Here is a 13,489-nt window from a genome sequence, read left to right on the forward strand (position 1 = left end):
CAGCGCAGGGCTGATTCAGTCGTCGCGAGAGCCGCCGAACGATGCGCAACCCCGTTGTACCTGGCCGTTGACTCGCAACTCGGCGGTCATGTGTTGCAAGCTGCCACTGACGCTGTCGATGCAGCGTTGCGGCGCCACCCACAGTTCGATGTGTTGGTTGTTGGCTTCCGTCATCAGGTTAAAGCGGCCGTCGCCCATTTGCTCTTCTACGTAGGGCACCGCCAGGGGTGGCTGGCCCTCACGCTCGAGCACCATGCCCTTGGCGGTGACGTTCATCGCCCAGGCGGGTTTGTGGCCGTTGGCCCGCAGGGTCATGCGCTTGAAATCCGGGTCATCGCAGGCCGAGGTCGAGCGCTCGACCCGATACAGCTGCTGGAGGTCTACCGAACCCTGGGTGCCGCTGGCAACACCGGAAAACTTGCCGCGCAAGTCGGCAAACAGCACACCCTGTTGGCCGGCCAGGGAGGCGGCCTCCTGCAGGATGCTGGTGCCGCCGGTGTCGTTGACCACGTAGTTGCGTTTGTCGCCGCACGGCTGGAACAACAGTTTGCCGGCCACCGCTGTCAATTCACCCTGCATACGGGTCAGCCCCGCAGTTGACGGTTTGGCCGGTTCGCTCTCGAACATCTGGCAAGCGGTGAACAGGGGCAGCAGGGCAAACAGGGCAAGGGTACGGGCGGCGCGCATTTATCGGGTCTCCAAACAAGTGCCGCCACGTTACGCAGGCTGACGCCGCACCACAAGCCCGTCGGCCGGCTTCAGGAATTTCTGACAGACACAAAATTCAGCCGACGATAAAGGTCTGGCCCGTCTGTAAACCTTCGACACTTTTCGCGTAGGCCAATGCCACATCAGCAGCGGGTGCAGGTTTGTAGCCACGGAAGTAGGGCGCGTAGCTGCCCATGGCTTCCAGCAGCACGGTCGGGCTCACGGAATTGACGCGCAGGCCCCGTGGCAACTCGATCGCGGCAGCTTTGACGAAGGCATCCAGTGCGCCGTTGACCAGTGCGGCAGATGCGCCGGTGCGGATCGGGTCACGGTTGAGAATGCCGCTGGTGAAGGTGAACGAGGCGCCATCGTTGGCGTATTCGCGACCGATCAACAGCAGGTTGACCTGGCCCATCAGCTTGTCGCGCAGGCCCAGTTCAAAATCGGTTTCGCTCATGTCACCCAACGGCACGAAATTCACACTGCCAGCCGCGCAGACCAGGGCATCGAACTTGCCGGTCTGTTCGAATAGCTTGCGGATTGAAGCGCTGTCACTGATGTCCACCTGGAAGTCCCCATGGGTGCGACCGACGCTGATCACCTCGTGACGCTGGGCGAGTTCTGCTTTGACGGCCGAGCCGATTGTGCCGCTGGCACCAATCAATAGGATTTTCATCGTGCTGTTCCTCCAGGGGTAAGTGAGGTTTCAGTCTAGTGTGGCTTTTCGGTCGGATAAACGCGCTAATAGGCAACCTTTGGTTTTCAAATGGAAACAATCCATGAGCGAGATGGATGACCTGGCGGCGTTTGCCGTGCTGATCGAAGCCGGCAGTTTTACCGTCGCGGCCGAGCAGTTGGGGTGCAGCAAGGGCCAGCTGTCCAAGCGCATCAGCCAACTGGAAGCGCGGTTTTGCGTGGTGTTGCTGCACCGCACCACCCGCAAGTTGAGCCTGACCGCAGCCGGTGCGGCGTTGTTGCCCCAGGCCCAGGCGCTGGTGGTACAGGTGGAGCGCGCCCGACAGGCATTGGCGCGGCTCAAGGACGACCTGGCCGGGCCGGTGCGTATGACGGTTCCGGTGTCGTTGGGGGAAACCTTCTTCGATGGTTTGCTGCTCGAGTTTTCCAAGCAGTACCCGCAGGTGCAGATCGAACTGGAATTGAGCAACAGTTACCGGGACCTGGCGCGCGATGGCTTTGATTTGGGCGTGCGCATGGGGGCCATCGAAAACGAGCGTCTGGTGGCCAAGCCATTGCTGGCCTGGCATGAGATGACCTGCGCCAGCCCGGCCTATCTGGAACAGCACGGCGAGCCGCTGACCCCGGCGGACCTGGCAGCTCATACCTGCCTGTTGAACAGTCACTACAGCGGGCGTGAAGAATGGCTGTACCACCAGCAACACGAATTGCTGCGTGTGCGGGTCAGCGGCACATTCGCTTCCAACCACTACAACCTGTTGAAAAAAGCCGCACTGGTGGGCGCCGGTATCGCCCGCCTGCCGTCCTACGTTTTACCGGCGGAACTGGCTGACGGTCGATTGCGCTGGCTCTTGCGCGATTATCAGACTCGCAGCATGCCGATGCATCTGGTTCACCCGTATCAGGGCGGCTTGCCGCGCCGCACTCAGGTGCTCGCCGATTACCTGGTGGATTGGTTCAAGCGCAGCGGTGAAACGTTGGACCGGCTTTAACGGTAGCGACGTGCAATCAGGTGATCAATCGACAGGCTGCCCGGGCCTTTGGCGACCAGCAGTAGCAACAAGGCAAGCCAGGTGCCATGGGTCGGGTACGCGTCGGGGTAGACGAAGAGTTGAATGGTCAGGGTCATGCCAATCAGGGCCAGGGCCGAGAAGCGTGTGGCCAAGCCGACCAGAATCAACACCGGAAAAAAGTGTTCGGCAAAGGCTGCCATGTGCGCGGCGACTTCCGGCGACAGCAAAGGCACGTGATATTCACTGCGAAACAGCGGCAGGGTGGAGGCGGCAAGGCGTGGTTCGCCCAGTTGGAACGTGCCGCTGATCAGGTCGATGGCAAAGCCTTCGACCTTGGTTTGCCCCGACTTCCAGAACACCGCTGCAATCGAAAAACGCGCGAGAAAGGCGATCAGGCTGTAGGGGATTTTTTCGAACAGAGCGATGGTCCGTTTTACCAGGCAAGTAGGGGAAGTGTTCATGGCGATTCCTTTTGTTCTGTGTGCAAATGAGTGATGGCGTCGTGGCTGATCAGCAGGGTCAGGCACTGGTTCAGGTCGAATTCGCTGGCGGCTTCCAGGGCCTGGGTCACGGCCATTTCCAGCCCAGCGCCGTGGTTGAGGCTGTTGATGAACGCGACCGAACCTGCGTCTATTGCGAATACCTTGACGGCCAGCCCCTGGCGTAACACCAAGGCACTTTGCGCATGCCAGGCATTCAAACTGGCAATGGCCCCCTCGGTCTGGTGCGCTGCCCAGACGGCGACGATCGCGTAGGCGGAGTTCAACGTGGCGAGTGAGGGATGCAGTTGCAGGCGTAGTTCGCCCAAGTGGGTTTGGGTTTGCAGTGCCTGCAACACGGCCTGTTGTTGCAGTGGCGCAACATCCGCCGCGTGATAGGCGCGCACCCGCAAGCGTTCCAGGCGCGCGATATCAGCCAGGTAGGGCACGCTGGCAGCCGGCTCGAAGCCCTGGATAAAGTCGGCAAAGCTGCTGCCGTATTCACTGATCAGTGGGCTGTTGGGCGGGCAGGCCTGTACATAGAGGCTGGCCATGGCGCGAAAGAATGCCTCGCCGACCAATTGCAACGTGACGGGATAGGCCGTCGCCAGCGCATTGATCAGCGCGCTGTGGACGTTGTTGCGATACACCGCAAAGCGGCTGGCCGGATCGGCGCCGTTGCTGCTGAACAGACCCTCGGGGCAGACCGGGTCGGGTGCGAGCAGGGCACTGGCAAACGCATCTTGAAGGCTCATTGGTTCACCTGCGACAGATGCCAGTCGGCGTGTTGGACTTCGGCGTGCAGCACGCTGAAGGCCGGCACGTGGTTATCGCGCTCAATCAGCGTGGCCACCGGGCCCGTACGCATAAGGACGTGTTGGTACAACTGCCATACGGCGTTATCGACGGGCGCACCATGGTCATCGATCAGCAGGCGATCGCCCAGGCTGTCAGTGTCTTCGGCAAATCCGGCCAGATGAATCTCTCCCACGGCACGCAATGGCAGTGCGTCAATGTAGGAAAGGGGATCTCGCTGGTGATTGATGCACGACACATAGACGTTGTTGACGTCCAGCAACAGGCCGCAACCGGTGCGGCGAATGATCTCGCTGATGAAGTCTGTCTCGTCCAGGGTGGAGCGCTGGAATTGCAGATAGGTCGACGGATTCTCCAGCAGCATCGGCTGCTTGAGGGTGCTTTGCACCTGGTCGATGTGTTCGCACACCCGTTTCAGGGTGGCGGCATCGTAAGCCAAGGGCAGCAAGTCGTTGAGAAACACCGGGCCGTGGCTGGACCAGGCCAGGTGTTCGGAAAAAGAGTGGGGTTGATAGCGTTCGATCAGCGTGGCCAACCGTGCCAGGTGCTCACGGTTCAACGGGCCTTCGCCGCCGATGGACAGACCCACGCCGTGCAACGACAGTGGGTACTGCTCGCGGATCAACCCCAGGTAATGGTGGAACGGGCCGCCGGCAACCATGTAGTTTTCGGCGTGCACTTCAAAAAAACCGATGTCGGGCGAGGTTTCGAGCACTTCGCTGAAGTGCTCGTTCTTCAGCCCCAGCCCGGCCCTGCAAGGGAGCCCGGGCGCCTGAGCGGGTGAGACCGTGTGTTGGGGAGAAAGCGTCATCATCAGTACTCAGGCCGAGGGCTGTTTCAGGACTTGGCGGTGAAGGCTGTTTCCTGGCCGAAACCGGTCGGTGAGGTGCTGCTCGGGGTTTTGGTACAGGTGCCGGCAGGGACCAGCTTCCAGGCGTTGGCCTGGTCCTTGAGTTTCGAGGTGCCGGCGCAGGAAGTGCCAGCGCCTGCGGCGCAATCGTTCTTGCCGGCTTCGGCGACACCAAAGCACTTCTGCATGTCATCGGCGGCGTGCGCGGTGCTTGTCAGGGCGGACAGGCTCAGGGCCGAACCCAGGGCCAGAACGAGGGTGGCGGCGGACAGCGAACGGGATTTAGTCGTCATGGTGTAACTCCAGCAGTGAGGTTGGGTAAGGAAGCGTTTTTGCTTGCTTACCCCTCTAGAGTTGGGGCACCCCCATGCGTTACAGCGGCTTGCAAAAAAATTTCAATTCGCCAGCCGCCGCGATCACTCGCCCCTGAATGCTCGGGCTCGGGCGTTGAGGTGTTTCCTTGCGTGGCTATTTACCAAGCCAAATAAAAGCCTGATGAACGACGTTCGGTTAACGCTGTTTTCGGTAACGGGTAAGGTTTCACCTGATCGGGTTTAAGTACCGATGGCGTAATTTAATAGATCCTGTTTTTTAAATATAAGTGGCGGATTTTCGCTATCTCAAAAGAAAGCGGGCGGTGTTATTCAGGCCCTGTGTGGGGGGTTAATGCCTATGTGTCGTGGACGTTTGAATGGGGAAGGGCGCGAGTCATGCGCTTGTTGGGTGTTTTTAATCTGATATTTTTTGGCTGGAATAGTGCTGTGTCCCCGTTATCGGGGGTTTACAATAATTTTGTATATGCGGAACAGTCAGTTATAAATTTAAGTCTTTTTCGGTTTGACTTTTATTGGTCGGCTGTTTAGTTTGATTTGGCCGGCAACAAATGAAATGCGCAATTCAGGAACCCTCTTCTGGATACTTTCCAGTTAAACTAAAAGAAGGAATTTAACGATGAAAGAAGTAAAAGTCGCTCTCCTGCAAAGTGCTACCTGCAACCTGATGCACGTAAAACTGCCTTCCCAGCCTAAGCCAGTGAAAGTGGCTAAGTAAGAAGCAGCGGGCCTGGAGAGTTCGCTCTCCAGGTCTTTCAAGGAGCAGCTCATGTATCATATAAATCCCGCGGCATTAGTGTTTGAAGACGGTAAAGAAGACTGTTGGGTTGACTACTCGTCAGGCCATAATGGCGTCAAGATTTCCAAGAGTTTGGGCAGGCTCATTGCCGAGCACTGCGGCCAGGCGGTCAATGCCGATCTGGTAAAGGAAGCCATTGCGCGTGATAACACCCTCAGTGAGGCTGGCATTGACACCTTGCTGGCCCATGTTTGCCTGCCTGCGCTGGCGCAGCCCAAGTCCGGCTATCACCGTGCGACCCAGAACCACCCTTTCCTGGACATGTCCCAAGGTCTTTCGGCGTTGGAGGCAGATGCTCAGATCATGGCAGCCTACGTCAAGGAACATGCGTACCCCGCTGTCGAGTTGAGTATTGAGTCAGGCAATGATGTTGCGCTCATTGACGCCATTAATCTGGACATCGATGAATTAAGAAACTCTGTTTTCTATCAGTTCAGTATGATTATGTCTGGAACCTTTGGCGTGCGTTTGCACCAACCGGCGTATTACGACGGCGAGCGTGATTATCACCAAGTTGAACTGCTCAAGAAGTCCATTCCTTCCGGCGGCGCCCGGCACCCCACGGAATGTTTTGTCGAAATACATCGTTCGTCGATAATTGCGCCGGGTGTCTACTATTTTTCCCCGATCGATAGTTCGCTTAAATTAATTACCCCGCAGTTGCCCGACTCAATGGAGGCTGAGCGCATTTCAAGTTCGGATGCCGACTGGGTGGTGAGGCTGGTATTGTGTGCCGCGGTAAGGCGATCAATGTTCCGCTACCGTGATCCCCGAAGTTTTCGTGCCTTGCTCGTCGACGCCGGTCATGCAGAGGCGCAATTGTCGGCGTTGGCCAGTTATTGCAACTGGCACTACACATCACGCTTTGTCGTGGACTTCGAGTACGCAAAAAGCTTCAGCGACGAGTCTTTGGATGACGGCCTTCCTGCGTTTTCCATCGGTTTGCTGGAAGGGTGGAATTAATGAGATATGTCAGCCAACACGGCAGTGAAGTTTCAATCCCCGATACGTGGGAGACTCATAACTGGGAGCGCCCTTATGTGTTCCTGAAGCAATTGCAGGCTGATCAGGTCGCCCAGCCGCAGGCCCTTCAAAGCCATCGTTACCTGCTGGATAAGCTGGTGACCGGCTATGACGTCAAACGTGCTATTTCAAGACGCAGCTTTACGTCTGTTGCCGAGCGCGAGGTTCCTTCTTCGGTGCTGGAGGCGGTACTCAGGTGCCTCTATCAGGCTTTGGCCCAGGAAACACATCTGTTTGCTGGAATCGTTACCCAGGGCGTACAGGGCTGGGCGGATGCAGCTTGGTTACTGGACCATACGCCCAGAGCGCTCAAGCGTTCAGACCGCGCCAGTGACAGCGAGGTGGTCGCCAAGATCATTCAGGGCCAAGGATGGGCCGGGGGCAAAGGCATTACAGTGTTGCTTGGGATCAATTGGCAATTTGCTGTTGCTGCATTCGGCGATCCTGATATTGCCTACGCCAAAGCCTTGCTGGATGTAGGGCGTGTAGGGCATGCCCTGTTGTTGGAGGGGCAGCATCAAGGGCTGGCGGCGAGAATGACGCCAGCCGTACACGAAGAAACAGCGTCAAATATGCTGCGCCTGACGGAAGAAAGGGATGTTCTTTATGCCATCCGGCTGGTTTTTCCAGGCTGAGTGCGTCGCAAGGAGTTGCAAAAATGAACGGACTTTCGCCGCTGAAGGATGCCTACGAGCGAGAGGGTTATGTCGTTGTTCGCGAGTTACTTGATCGCCAGAAATTGGCACTGCTCGCTGAAAAACTGATCCAGCAATTGCGCAAGCATCGAATAACGGATGGTTTCACCGAGATTGGTCAGCCGCGCTTCAAGGAACCAGAGCAGGCTGATCCGGACTTTCTGAAGTTTGTCGACGTCATGCGCAGCGAATTGACCGAAGAACTCTTTCAAGCGCCCAAGGTGATTGAGGTGATGAAGCTGCTCTTCGACACCGATGAGGTGTTCGTTCATCCGATCAAATGGGTGCGCGGTTTGGCACCCTTGGATTCTTCCATGCACTCCTCACCGGGCGTTCACCAGGACTTTCCGGAATTGCAGGGCAGTGGTCAGCAGATCACCCTGTGGGCACCCTTTTTTAATGTCGATGAAGGGTCGGGATCGCTGCCGGTTTACACCAAAAAACCAGGTGAAACCCTGTTACCGCTCGAGCTGGCACTCAACCCATCAGGATGGCAAGTCTGCCCCGACGTGCTGGGCGCAAAAAACGTTTTCGCATTACGTCCGGGTGATGTACTGCTGTTCAATACGTTTACCCCGCATGGGGGAGCGACCAATACCGGCACAGGTTGGCGTTGCAGTATCGAGGCACGGTTTCAGCCGCTCGCTGAGCCTTTGGCACTCAGTAATTTTGCCAAGCCGCTGTTGACCCAGGATTGGCAAACGTTCTACGCAGGGTGGCGGACCTGGGGGTTTTACTGGCGGGACAGGCATCCGCCGCTTATTCCCTTTGATCCATCCTGGGAGCATTGGCGGGATCTGACCGCTATCGGGGAAGCGGTTAAAGGTAACAAGAATGCGGTGGCGGCCCTCGAAATCGCTGCCAGGTTCGGTATGTCCGAACCCATCAAGTCATGTGCCCAGGGGTTGCTCGAGTCCTTTGAACGTATTTACGACCAATAAGGTAATGTGGCTGTGAAGAACCGCTTTGCAGATTTTTTCATCAGCAGAAATTTCTCATTCTTGTGGCTGGGGCAAGCCCTCTCATCGTTTGGCGAGTTCGTTTTCGAGAGCACCGTCATTGTGTGGCTGGTGACTGACTTGTTTCACGACAGTGCGTTCTTGCCGACGGCTGTAGGCCTGGCGGTGGCGGCCTCTGCTATTCCGCGTGTATTGGTGGCCCCACTGGCCGGGGCTTGGGTCGATCGGATGGCCCCGCTGTACGTGATGATCGCGGCGGATGGGATTCGGGTGCTCAACTTCCTGATCTTTTTCGTGATCTATTCCCTGGCCGGGCTGGACCCGATGCAAGTGCTTGTCGGCGTTCTGCTCTTGTTGTTGGTGAACAGCACGGCTGCACAGTTTTTCAACCCGTCACGCCAGGCGATCATGCAAGTGGTCATCCCTTCGGCACGACGCGTTGAGGCATCGGCCAAGGCGATGTTTTCCCTGACGGGCATTTCAGTGTTGTCGGCGTCCCTTGGGCCGGCATTATTTGTGTGGGTGGGCCCCGCCCTGGCACTGCTGATCAATGTGCTGGCTTTTGCCTGTTCGGCCCTGTGCATAGCGTCTACCCAGGGCCTGCGCCGGACCTTGCTGGCCGAGCAACAACGGCTGCCCTTCTGGCATGGAGTGCTCGCAGGGCTACGGTTTTCCTGGGGGCACGCCTCGATTAGGACGTTGTTGATCGGTGTGGCGTTATATGGGTTTTCCTTGGGGGTCAATAACGTCGCATTGTCCTTGTATGCATTCAAAACCTTGGGCTTGAGCCCTTATGAATACGGCCTGATTCTCGCGGCGTTCCCTGTCGGCGGCTTGATTGCTGCCGTGCTGGTCCGGCCGCTGTTGAAGTCATTGAGCACGCGCCAGGCCTTTACCCTTGCATTGCTGTGCATGGGGTTCAGCTACCTGGCGTATTCGCTGCATCCGCCGTTTTACTTGGCCTGGGCGCTGATGTTCAGCTGTGGGTTGTTCTTCTCGGTGTTTGCGATTGTGCAAGGGCCGATGCTCCAGGAAGCCGTGCCGGAAGGTTACATGGGGCGTGTGTCTGCAACAGTCACGCCGGTGCTGGCCATCGCCTCATTAACCGGTACGCTGGTGTGCTCTCAGACGTTAAATGTGGCACAGCGTGTCATAGCCTATTTCGACGCGCCGCTGGATGTGTACGGCGCGTATATCTTCCTGGCGGCGGGCTTGTTGCTATTGGGCGGGGCATTGATGCTGGCAGGCCAGCGCGCGAGCAAGGGGGAGTTGGTCGCGACGCTTTGAACCGCGATAAAAAAAACGGCCCGAAGGCCGTTTTTTTGTTACCTCAATGGCTCAGCCACCAAGATAGGCTTCACGCACCTTCGGATCCGTCAGCAATTGCTCCCCGGTGCCCTGCATCACCACCCGGCCGTTTTCCAGCACGTAGGCTCGGTCGGCGATTTTCAGCGCCTGGTTGGCGTTCTGCTCGACCAGGAACACCGTGACACCGTCCTTACGCAGCTGTTCGATGATGTCGAAGATCTGCTGGATGATGATCGGTGCCAGGCCCAGGGACGGTTCGTCCAGCAACAGCAACTTGGGCTTGCTCATCAGCGCACGGCCGATGGCGAGCATTTGCTGCTCGCCACCGGACATGGTGCCGCCGCGCTGGCTGAAGCGCTCCTTGAGCCTTGGGAACAGGTGCAGCACCTTGTCCATCTGCTCCTGGTAATCGCCCTTGTCGGTAAAGAACCCGCCCATGGCCAGGTTCTCTTCCACGGTCAGGCGCGAGAACACCCGACGGCCCTCAGGCACCACGGCAATGCTTTTGCGCATGATCTGTGAAGACTGCTGGCCCACCAGCTCTTCACCCATGTAGCGGATGCTGCCGCTGTGGGCCTGCGGCGAACCGCACAGGGTCATCAGCAAGGTCGATTTGCCGGCACCGTTGGCGCCGATCAGCGTGACGATCTCGCCTTGGCGCACTTCGACGTTGACGCTGTGCAGGGCCTGGATCTTGCCGTAGAAAGTGGAAACGTTTTCGAATTGCAGCATTTTACGCTTCCCCCAAATAGGCTTTGATCACTTCGGGATTGTCGCGGATCTGTTCCGGCGTCCCATTGGCCAGCGGCGTACCCTGGTTGATCACCACTATGTGGTCGGAAATGCTCATAACCAGTTTCATGTCGTGTTCGATCAACAGCACCGTGGCGTTGTTTTCCTCACGCAACACGCTGATCAGCGCCTTGAGGTCTTCGGTTTCCTTGGGGTTCAGGCCGGCGGCCGGTTCGTCGAGCATGAGGATCCGCGGGCGGGTCATCATGCAGCGGGCGATTTCCAGACGACGTTGCTGACCGTAGGCGAGGGTGCCGGCCGGGCGGTTGGCAAACTCGGTGAGGTTGACCTTGTCCAGCCAGTATTCGGCGTATTCCATGGCCTCGCGCTCGCTTTTGCGGAACGCCGGGGTCTTGAACAGGCCTGCAAAGAAGTTGGTGTTCAAATGACGGTGCTGGGCAATCAGCAGGTTCTCGACCGCCGTCATGTCCTTGAACAAGCGCACGTTCTGGAAGGTGCGCACCACGCCCTTGCGGGCGATCTCGTGACCGGCCAGGCCCTGGATCGGCTGGCCGTCCAGCAGGATGCTGCCACCGCTCGGCTTGTAGAAACCGGTGAGGCAGTTGAACACCGTGGTTTTGCCGGCGCCGTTCGGGCCGATCAGCGCCACCACCTGTTTCTCTTTCACGGTCAGGGCCACGCCGTTGACCGCCAGCAAGCCGCCGAAGCGCATGCTCAAATTTTCGACTTTCAGGATCTCGCGGCTCATTTGCGCAGCTCCATGTGTGGACGTTGCATGGGCAGCAGGCCTTGAGGACGCCAGATCATCATCAGCACCATCATGGCGCCGAACATCAACATGCGGTATTCGCTGAACTCACGCATCATTTCCGGCAGCAGGATCATCACGATCGCCGCCAGGATCACACCCAGTTGCGAGCCCATGCCACCCAGTACCACGATGGCGAGGATGATTGCCGACTCGATAAAGGTGAACGACTCCGGAGTCACCAAACCTTGGCGAGCGGCGAAGAAGCTGCCAGCGAAACCGGCGAATGTTGCGCCGAGGGTAAATGCCGAGAGTTTGATGACCGTCGGGTTCATGCCTAACGCACGGCAGGCGATTTCATCTTCGCGCAAGGCTTCCCACGCACGGCCGATCGGCATGCGCAGCAGGCGGTTGATCACGAACAAGGCGGCCAGTGCCAGCAACAAGGCCACCAGGTACAGGAACACCACTTTGCTCACCGGGTTGTAGTCGATCCCGAAGTATTCGTGGAAGGTCTGCATGCCTTCGGCCGCGGTGCGGTCGAACGACAGCCCGAAGAACGTTGGCTTGGGGATGCTGCTGATGCCGTTGGGGCCGCCGGTGATGTCGGTGAGGTTACGCAGGAACAGACGGATGATTTCACCGAAGCCCAGGGTCACGATCGCCAGATAGTCACCGCGCAGGCGCAGGACCGGGAAGCCCAGCAGGAAGCCAAAGGTGGCCGCCATCAGGCCGGCCAGCGGCAGGCAGACCCAGAAGCTCCAGCCCAGGTAGTGCGAGAGCAACGCGTAAGTGTAGGCACCCACGGCGTAGAAACCCACATAACCCAGGTCGAGCAGACCCGCCAGGCCCACCACGATGTTCAGGCCCAGGCCCAGCAACACGTAGATCAGGATCAGGGTGGCAATGTCGACCGCGCCGCGCGAGCCGAAGAACGGCCAGATCAACGCGGCCACGATCAGGCCGATGATGATGTAGCGCTGGGTGCGCGGCAGGGTCAGAAATTGGCTGACCTTGGGCGACACCAACGGACCACGGTTGCCCTTGAACAAGGCACCGACTTGCTGGGTAAACAGCACGCGCAGGAACATCAGCACCGAGCACAGGGCGATGATGGTCAAGGTCACGGGACCGGTGCCATGCACTTCCAGGTTGATGCCGACAATGCTCAGCTTGAGGCCGAGGACCGGAAAGGCCACAGCCCATACCAACAGGGCGCTGAAAAACGCCGATTTAAGATATCTGCTCATACTTTCTCAACCTCCGGACGGCCCAGAATGCCGGTCGGACGGAACAACAGCACCAGAACCAACAGGCCAAACGCCACAACGTCCTTGTACTGGTCGCCGAAGATATCGGCGCCAAAGGCTTCGGCCACACCCAGCACCAGCCCGCCGAGCATGGCGCCCGGAATACTGCCGATGCCACCCAGGACCGCCGCGGTAAAGGCCTTGAGGCCTACCAGGAAACCGGCGTTGGGGTTGATCACGCCGTACTGCATGCTCAGCAGTACCGCCGCAACGGCTGCCAGAGCGGCACCGATCACGAAGGTCAGGGCGATGATGTTGTTGGTGTTGATGCCCAGCAGGTTGGCCATCTTGATGTCTTCGGCACAGGCCCGGCAGGCGCGCCCCAGACGGGAGCGGGAGATGAACAGGGTCAGGCCCAGCATGGCCACCAGGGTGACGACGAAGACCAGGATCTGCATGTAGGAAATCAATACTTCTTCCGCACCGCCCGGGCCGAAGGAGAAGCTCCCCGGGATCAGGTTGGGGATGGATTTATCCTTGGAGTCCTGGGACAGCAATACGGTGTTTTGCAGGAAAATCGACATGCCGATGGCGGAAATCAGCGGAATCAAACGGTTGCTGCCACGCAAGGGACGGTAGGCAACCCGCTCGATACTGTAGCCATAGGCACTGGTCACGACGATCGACGCAAGGAACGCGGCGGTCATCAACAGCGGCAGGGAGTGGATACCCATCATGGCCAGCCCGGCAAGGGCGATGAAGGCCACGTAGGAACCAATCATGTACACCTCGCCATGGGCGAAGTTGATCATTCCAATGATGCCGTAAACCATTGTGTAGCCAATGGCTATCAAGGCATAGGTGCTGCCAATGGTCAGGCCATTAACCAGCTGTTGGAAAAAATGATAGATCTCAGGCATTACAGCGCTCCTAAAAACCCGATACGCATTTCACTGGTGGAGTCATGTTCCGGCCCTGCGCTGTGTTCTGTGAGCACATTTGCGCAAAGCGTTTGCCAGCGAACCGCTGGTGACGGTTTTAAGATTTTCAGGTGAGCCAG

At 58.2% G+C, this 13,489-nt stretch carries 15 protein-coding genes; 5 read left to right on the plus strand and 10 right to left on the minus strand.

The annotated features are described in order from the left end of the window. Positions 1-15: 15 nt before the first annotated feature. Complete coding sequence (locus tag CPH89_RS17680; RefSeq protein ID WP_053254788.1) at positions 16-687, minus strand: COG3650 family protein; 672 nt, start codon at positions 685-687, stop codon at positions 16-18. Positions 688-784: 97 nt separating this feature from the next. Further along, positions 785-1,384 carry a short chain dehydrogenase gene (locus CPH89_RS17685; protein WP_053254789.1) on the minus strand — a complete coding sequence of 200 codons (600 nt, stop codon included), beginning with the start codon at positions 1,382-1,384 and terminating at the stop codon, positions 785-787. 103 nt (positions 1,385-1,487) lie between these two features. Here CPH89_RS17685 and CPH89_RS17690 point away from each other — a divergent pair, with 103 nt between their 5' ends. Then, positions 1,488-2,396 carry a LysR family transcriptional regulator gene (locus CPH89_RS17690; protein WP_053254790.1) on the plus strand — a complete coding sequence of 303 codons (909 nt, stop codon included), beginning with the start codon at positions 1,488-1,490 and terminating at the stop codon, positions 2,394-2,396. Here the strand turns inward: CPH89_RS17690 and CPH89_RS17695 are convergent. The 4 genes from CPH89_RS17695 to CPH89_RS17710 are packed head-to-tail and all read right to left on the minus strand — an operon-like array spanning position 2,393 to position 4,855. Then, complete coding sequence (locus CPH89_RS17695; protein WP_053254791.1) at positions 2,393-2,878, minus strand: DoxX family protein; 486 nt, start codon at positions 2,876-2,878, stop codon at positions 2,393-2,395. The genes CPH89_RS17690 and CPH89_RS17695 overlap by 4 nt on opposite strands. Next, positions 2,875-3,651: an HvfC/BufC N-terminal domain-containing protein gene (locus CPH89_RS17700; protein WP_053254792.1), complete on the minus strand. Its 777-nt coding sequence runs from the start codon at positions 3,649-3,651 to the stop codon at positions 2,875-2,877. Before CPH89_RS17700 ends, CPH89_RS17695 begins: the two co-directional genes overlap by 4 nt. Beyond that, positions 3,648-4,526 (minus strand): MNIO family bufferin maturase, encoded by an 879-nt coding sequence (gene bufB, locus CPH89_RS17705; protein ID WP_053254793.1) that lies wholly within the window; start codon positions 4,524-4,526, stop codon positions 3,648-3,650. The genes CPH89_RS17700 and bufB overlap by 4 nt, the downstream gene beginning before the upstream one ends. A 23-nt stretch (positions 4,527-4,549) precedes the next feature. Further along, positions 4,550-4,855, minus strand: coding sequence for a BufA1 family periplasmic bufferin-type metallophore (locus CPH89_RS17710; protein WP_053254794.1), 306 nt, complete (start codon positions 4,853-4,855; stop codon positions 4,550-4,552). A gap of 808 nt (positions 4,856-5,663) precedes the next feature. Here CPH89_RS17710 and CPH89_RS17715 point away from each other — a divergent pair. The 4 genes from CPH89_RS17715 to CPH89_RS17730 are packed head-to-tail and all read left to right on the plus strand — an operon-like array spanning position 5,664 to position 9,657. After that, positions 5,664-6,656, plus strand: coding sequence for a nitroreductase family protein (locus CPH89_RS17715; protein ID WP_053254795.1), 993 nt, complete (start codon positions 5,664-5,666; stop codon positions 6,654-6,656). After that, a complete protein-coding gene (locus tag CPH89_RS17720; protein WP_053254796.1) occupies positions 6,656-7,351 on the plus strand; it encodes a hypothetical protein in 696 nt (231 codons plus the stop codon). Before CPH89_RS17715 ends, CPH89_RS17720 begins: the two co-directional genes overlap by 1 nt. Positions 7,352-7,374: 23 nt before the next feature. Continuing rightward, positions 7,375-8,352 carry a phytanoyl-CoA dioxygenase family protein gene (locus CPH89_RS17725; protein WP_053254797.1) on the plus strand — a complete coding sequence of 326 codons (978 nt, stop codon included), beginning with the start codon at positions 7,375-7,377 and terminating at the stop codon, positions 8,350-8,352. Between the two features lie 12 nt (positions 8,353-8,364). Then, positions 8,365-9,657, plus strand: coding sequence for an MFS transporter (locus CPH89_RS17730; RefSeq protein ID WP_053254798.1), 1,293 nt, complete (start codon positions 8,365-8,367; stop codon positions 9,655-9,657). A 51-nt stretch (positions 9,658-9,708) separates the two neighbouring features. Here the strand turns inward: CPH89_RS17730 and CPH89_RS17735 are convergent, their stop codons facing one another. From CPH89_RS17735 to livH, 4 genes are read right to left on the minus strand one after another with little or no spacing between them, the layout of a single operon-like run. Then, positions 9,709-10,410, minus strand: coding sequence for an ABC transporter ATP-binding protein (locus tag CPH89_RS17735; protein ID WP_010212366.1), 702 nt, complete (start codon positions 10,408-10,410; stop codon positions 9,709-9,711). A 1-nt stretch (position 10,411) separates the two neighbouring features. Continuing rightward, positions 10,412-11,179, minus strand: a complete 768-nt coding sequence (gene livG, locus CPH89_RS17740; RefSeq protein WP_010212365.1) for a high-affinity branched-chain amino acid ABC transporter ATP-binding protein LivG — start codon at positions 11,177-11,179, stop codon at positions 10,412-10,414. After that, a complete protein-coding gene (locus CPH89_RS17745; protein WP_053254799.1) occupies positions 11,176-12,429 on the minus strand; it encodes a high-affinity branched-chain amino acid ABC transporter permease LivM in 1,254 nt (417 codons plus the stop codon). The genes livG and CPH89_RS17745 overlap by 4 nt, the downstream gene beginning before the upstream one ends. Next, positions 12,426-13,349 (minus strand): high-affinity branched-chain amino acid ABC transporter permease LivH, encoded by a 924-nt coding sequence (livH, locus tag CPH89_RS17750; protein WP_003172375.1) that lies wholly within the window; start codon positions 13,347-13,349, stop codon positions 12,426-12,428. The genes CPH89_RS17745 and livH overlap by 4 nt, the downstream gene beginning before the upstream one ends. Between the last annotated feature and the right edge of the window lie 140 nt (positions 13,350-13,489).

It is taken from the genome of Pseudomonas fluorescens (assembly GCF_900215245.1).
In the GTDB taxonomy this organism is placed as follows: domain Bacteria; phylum Pseudomonadota; class Gammaproteobacteria; order Pseudomonadales; family Pseudomonadaceae; genus Aquipseudomonas; species Aquipseudomonas fluorescens.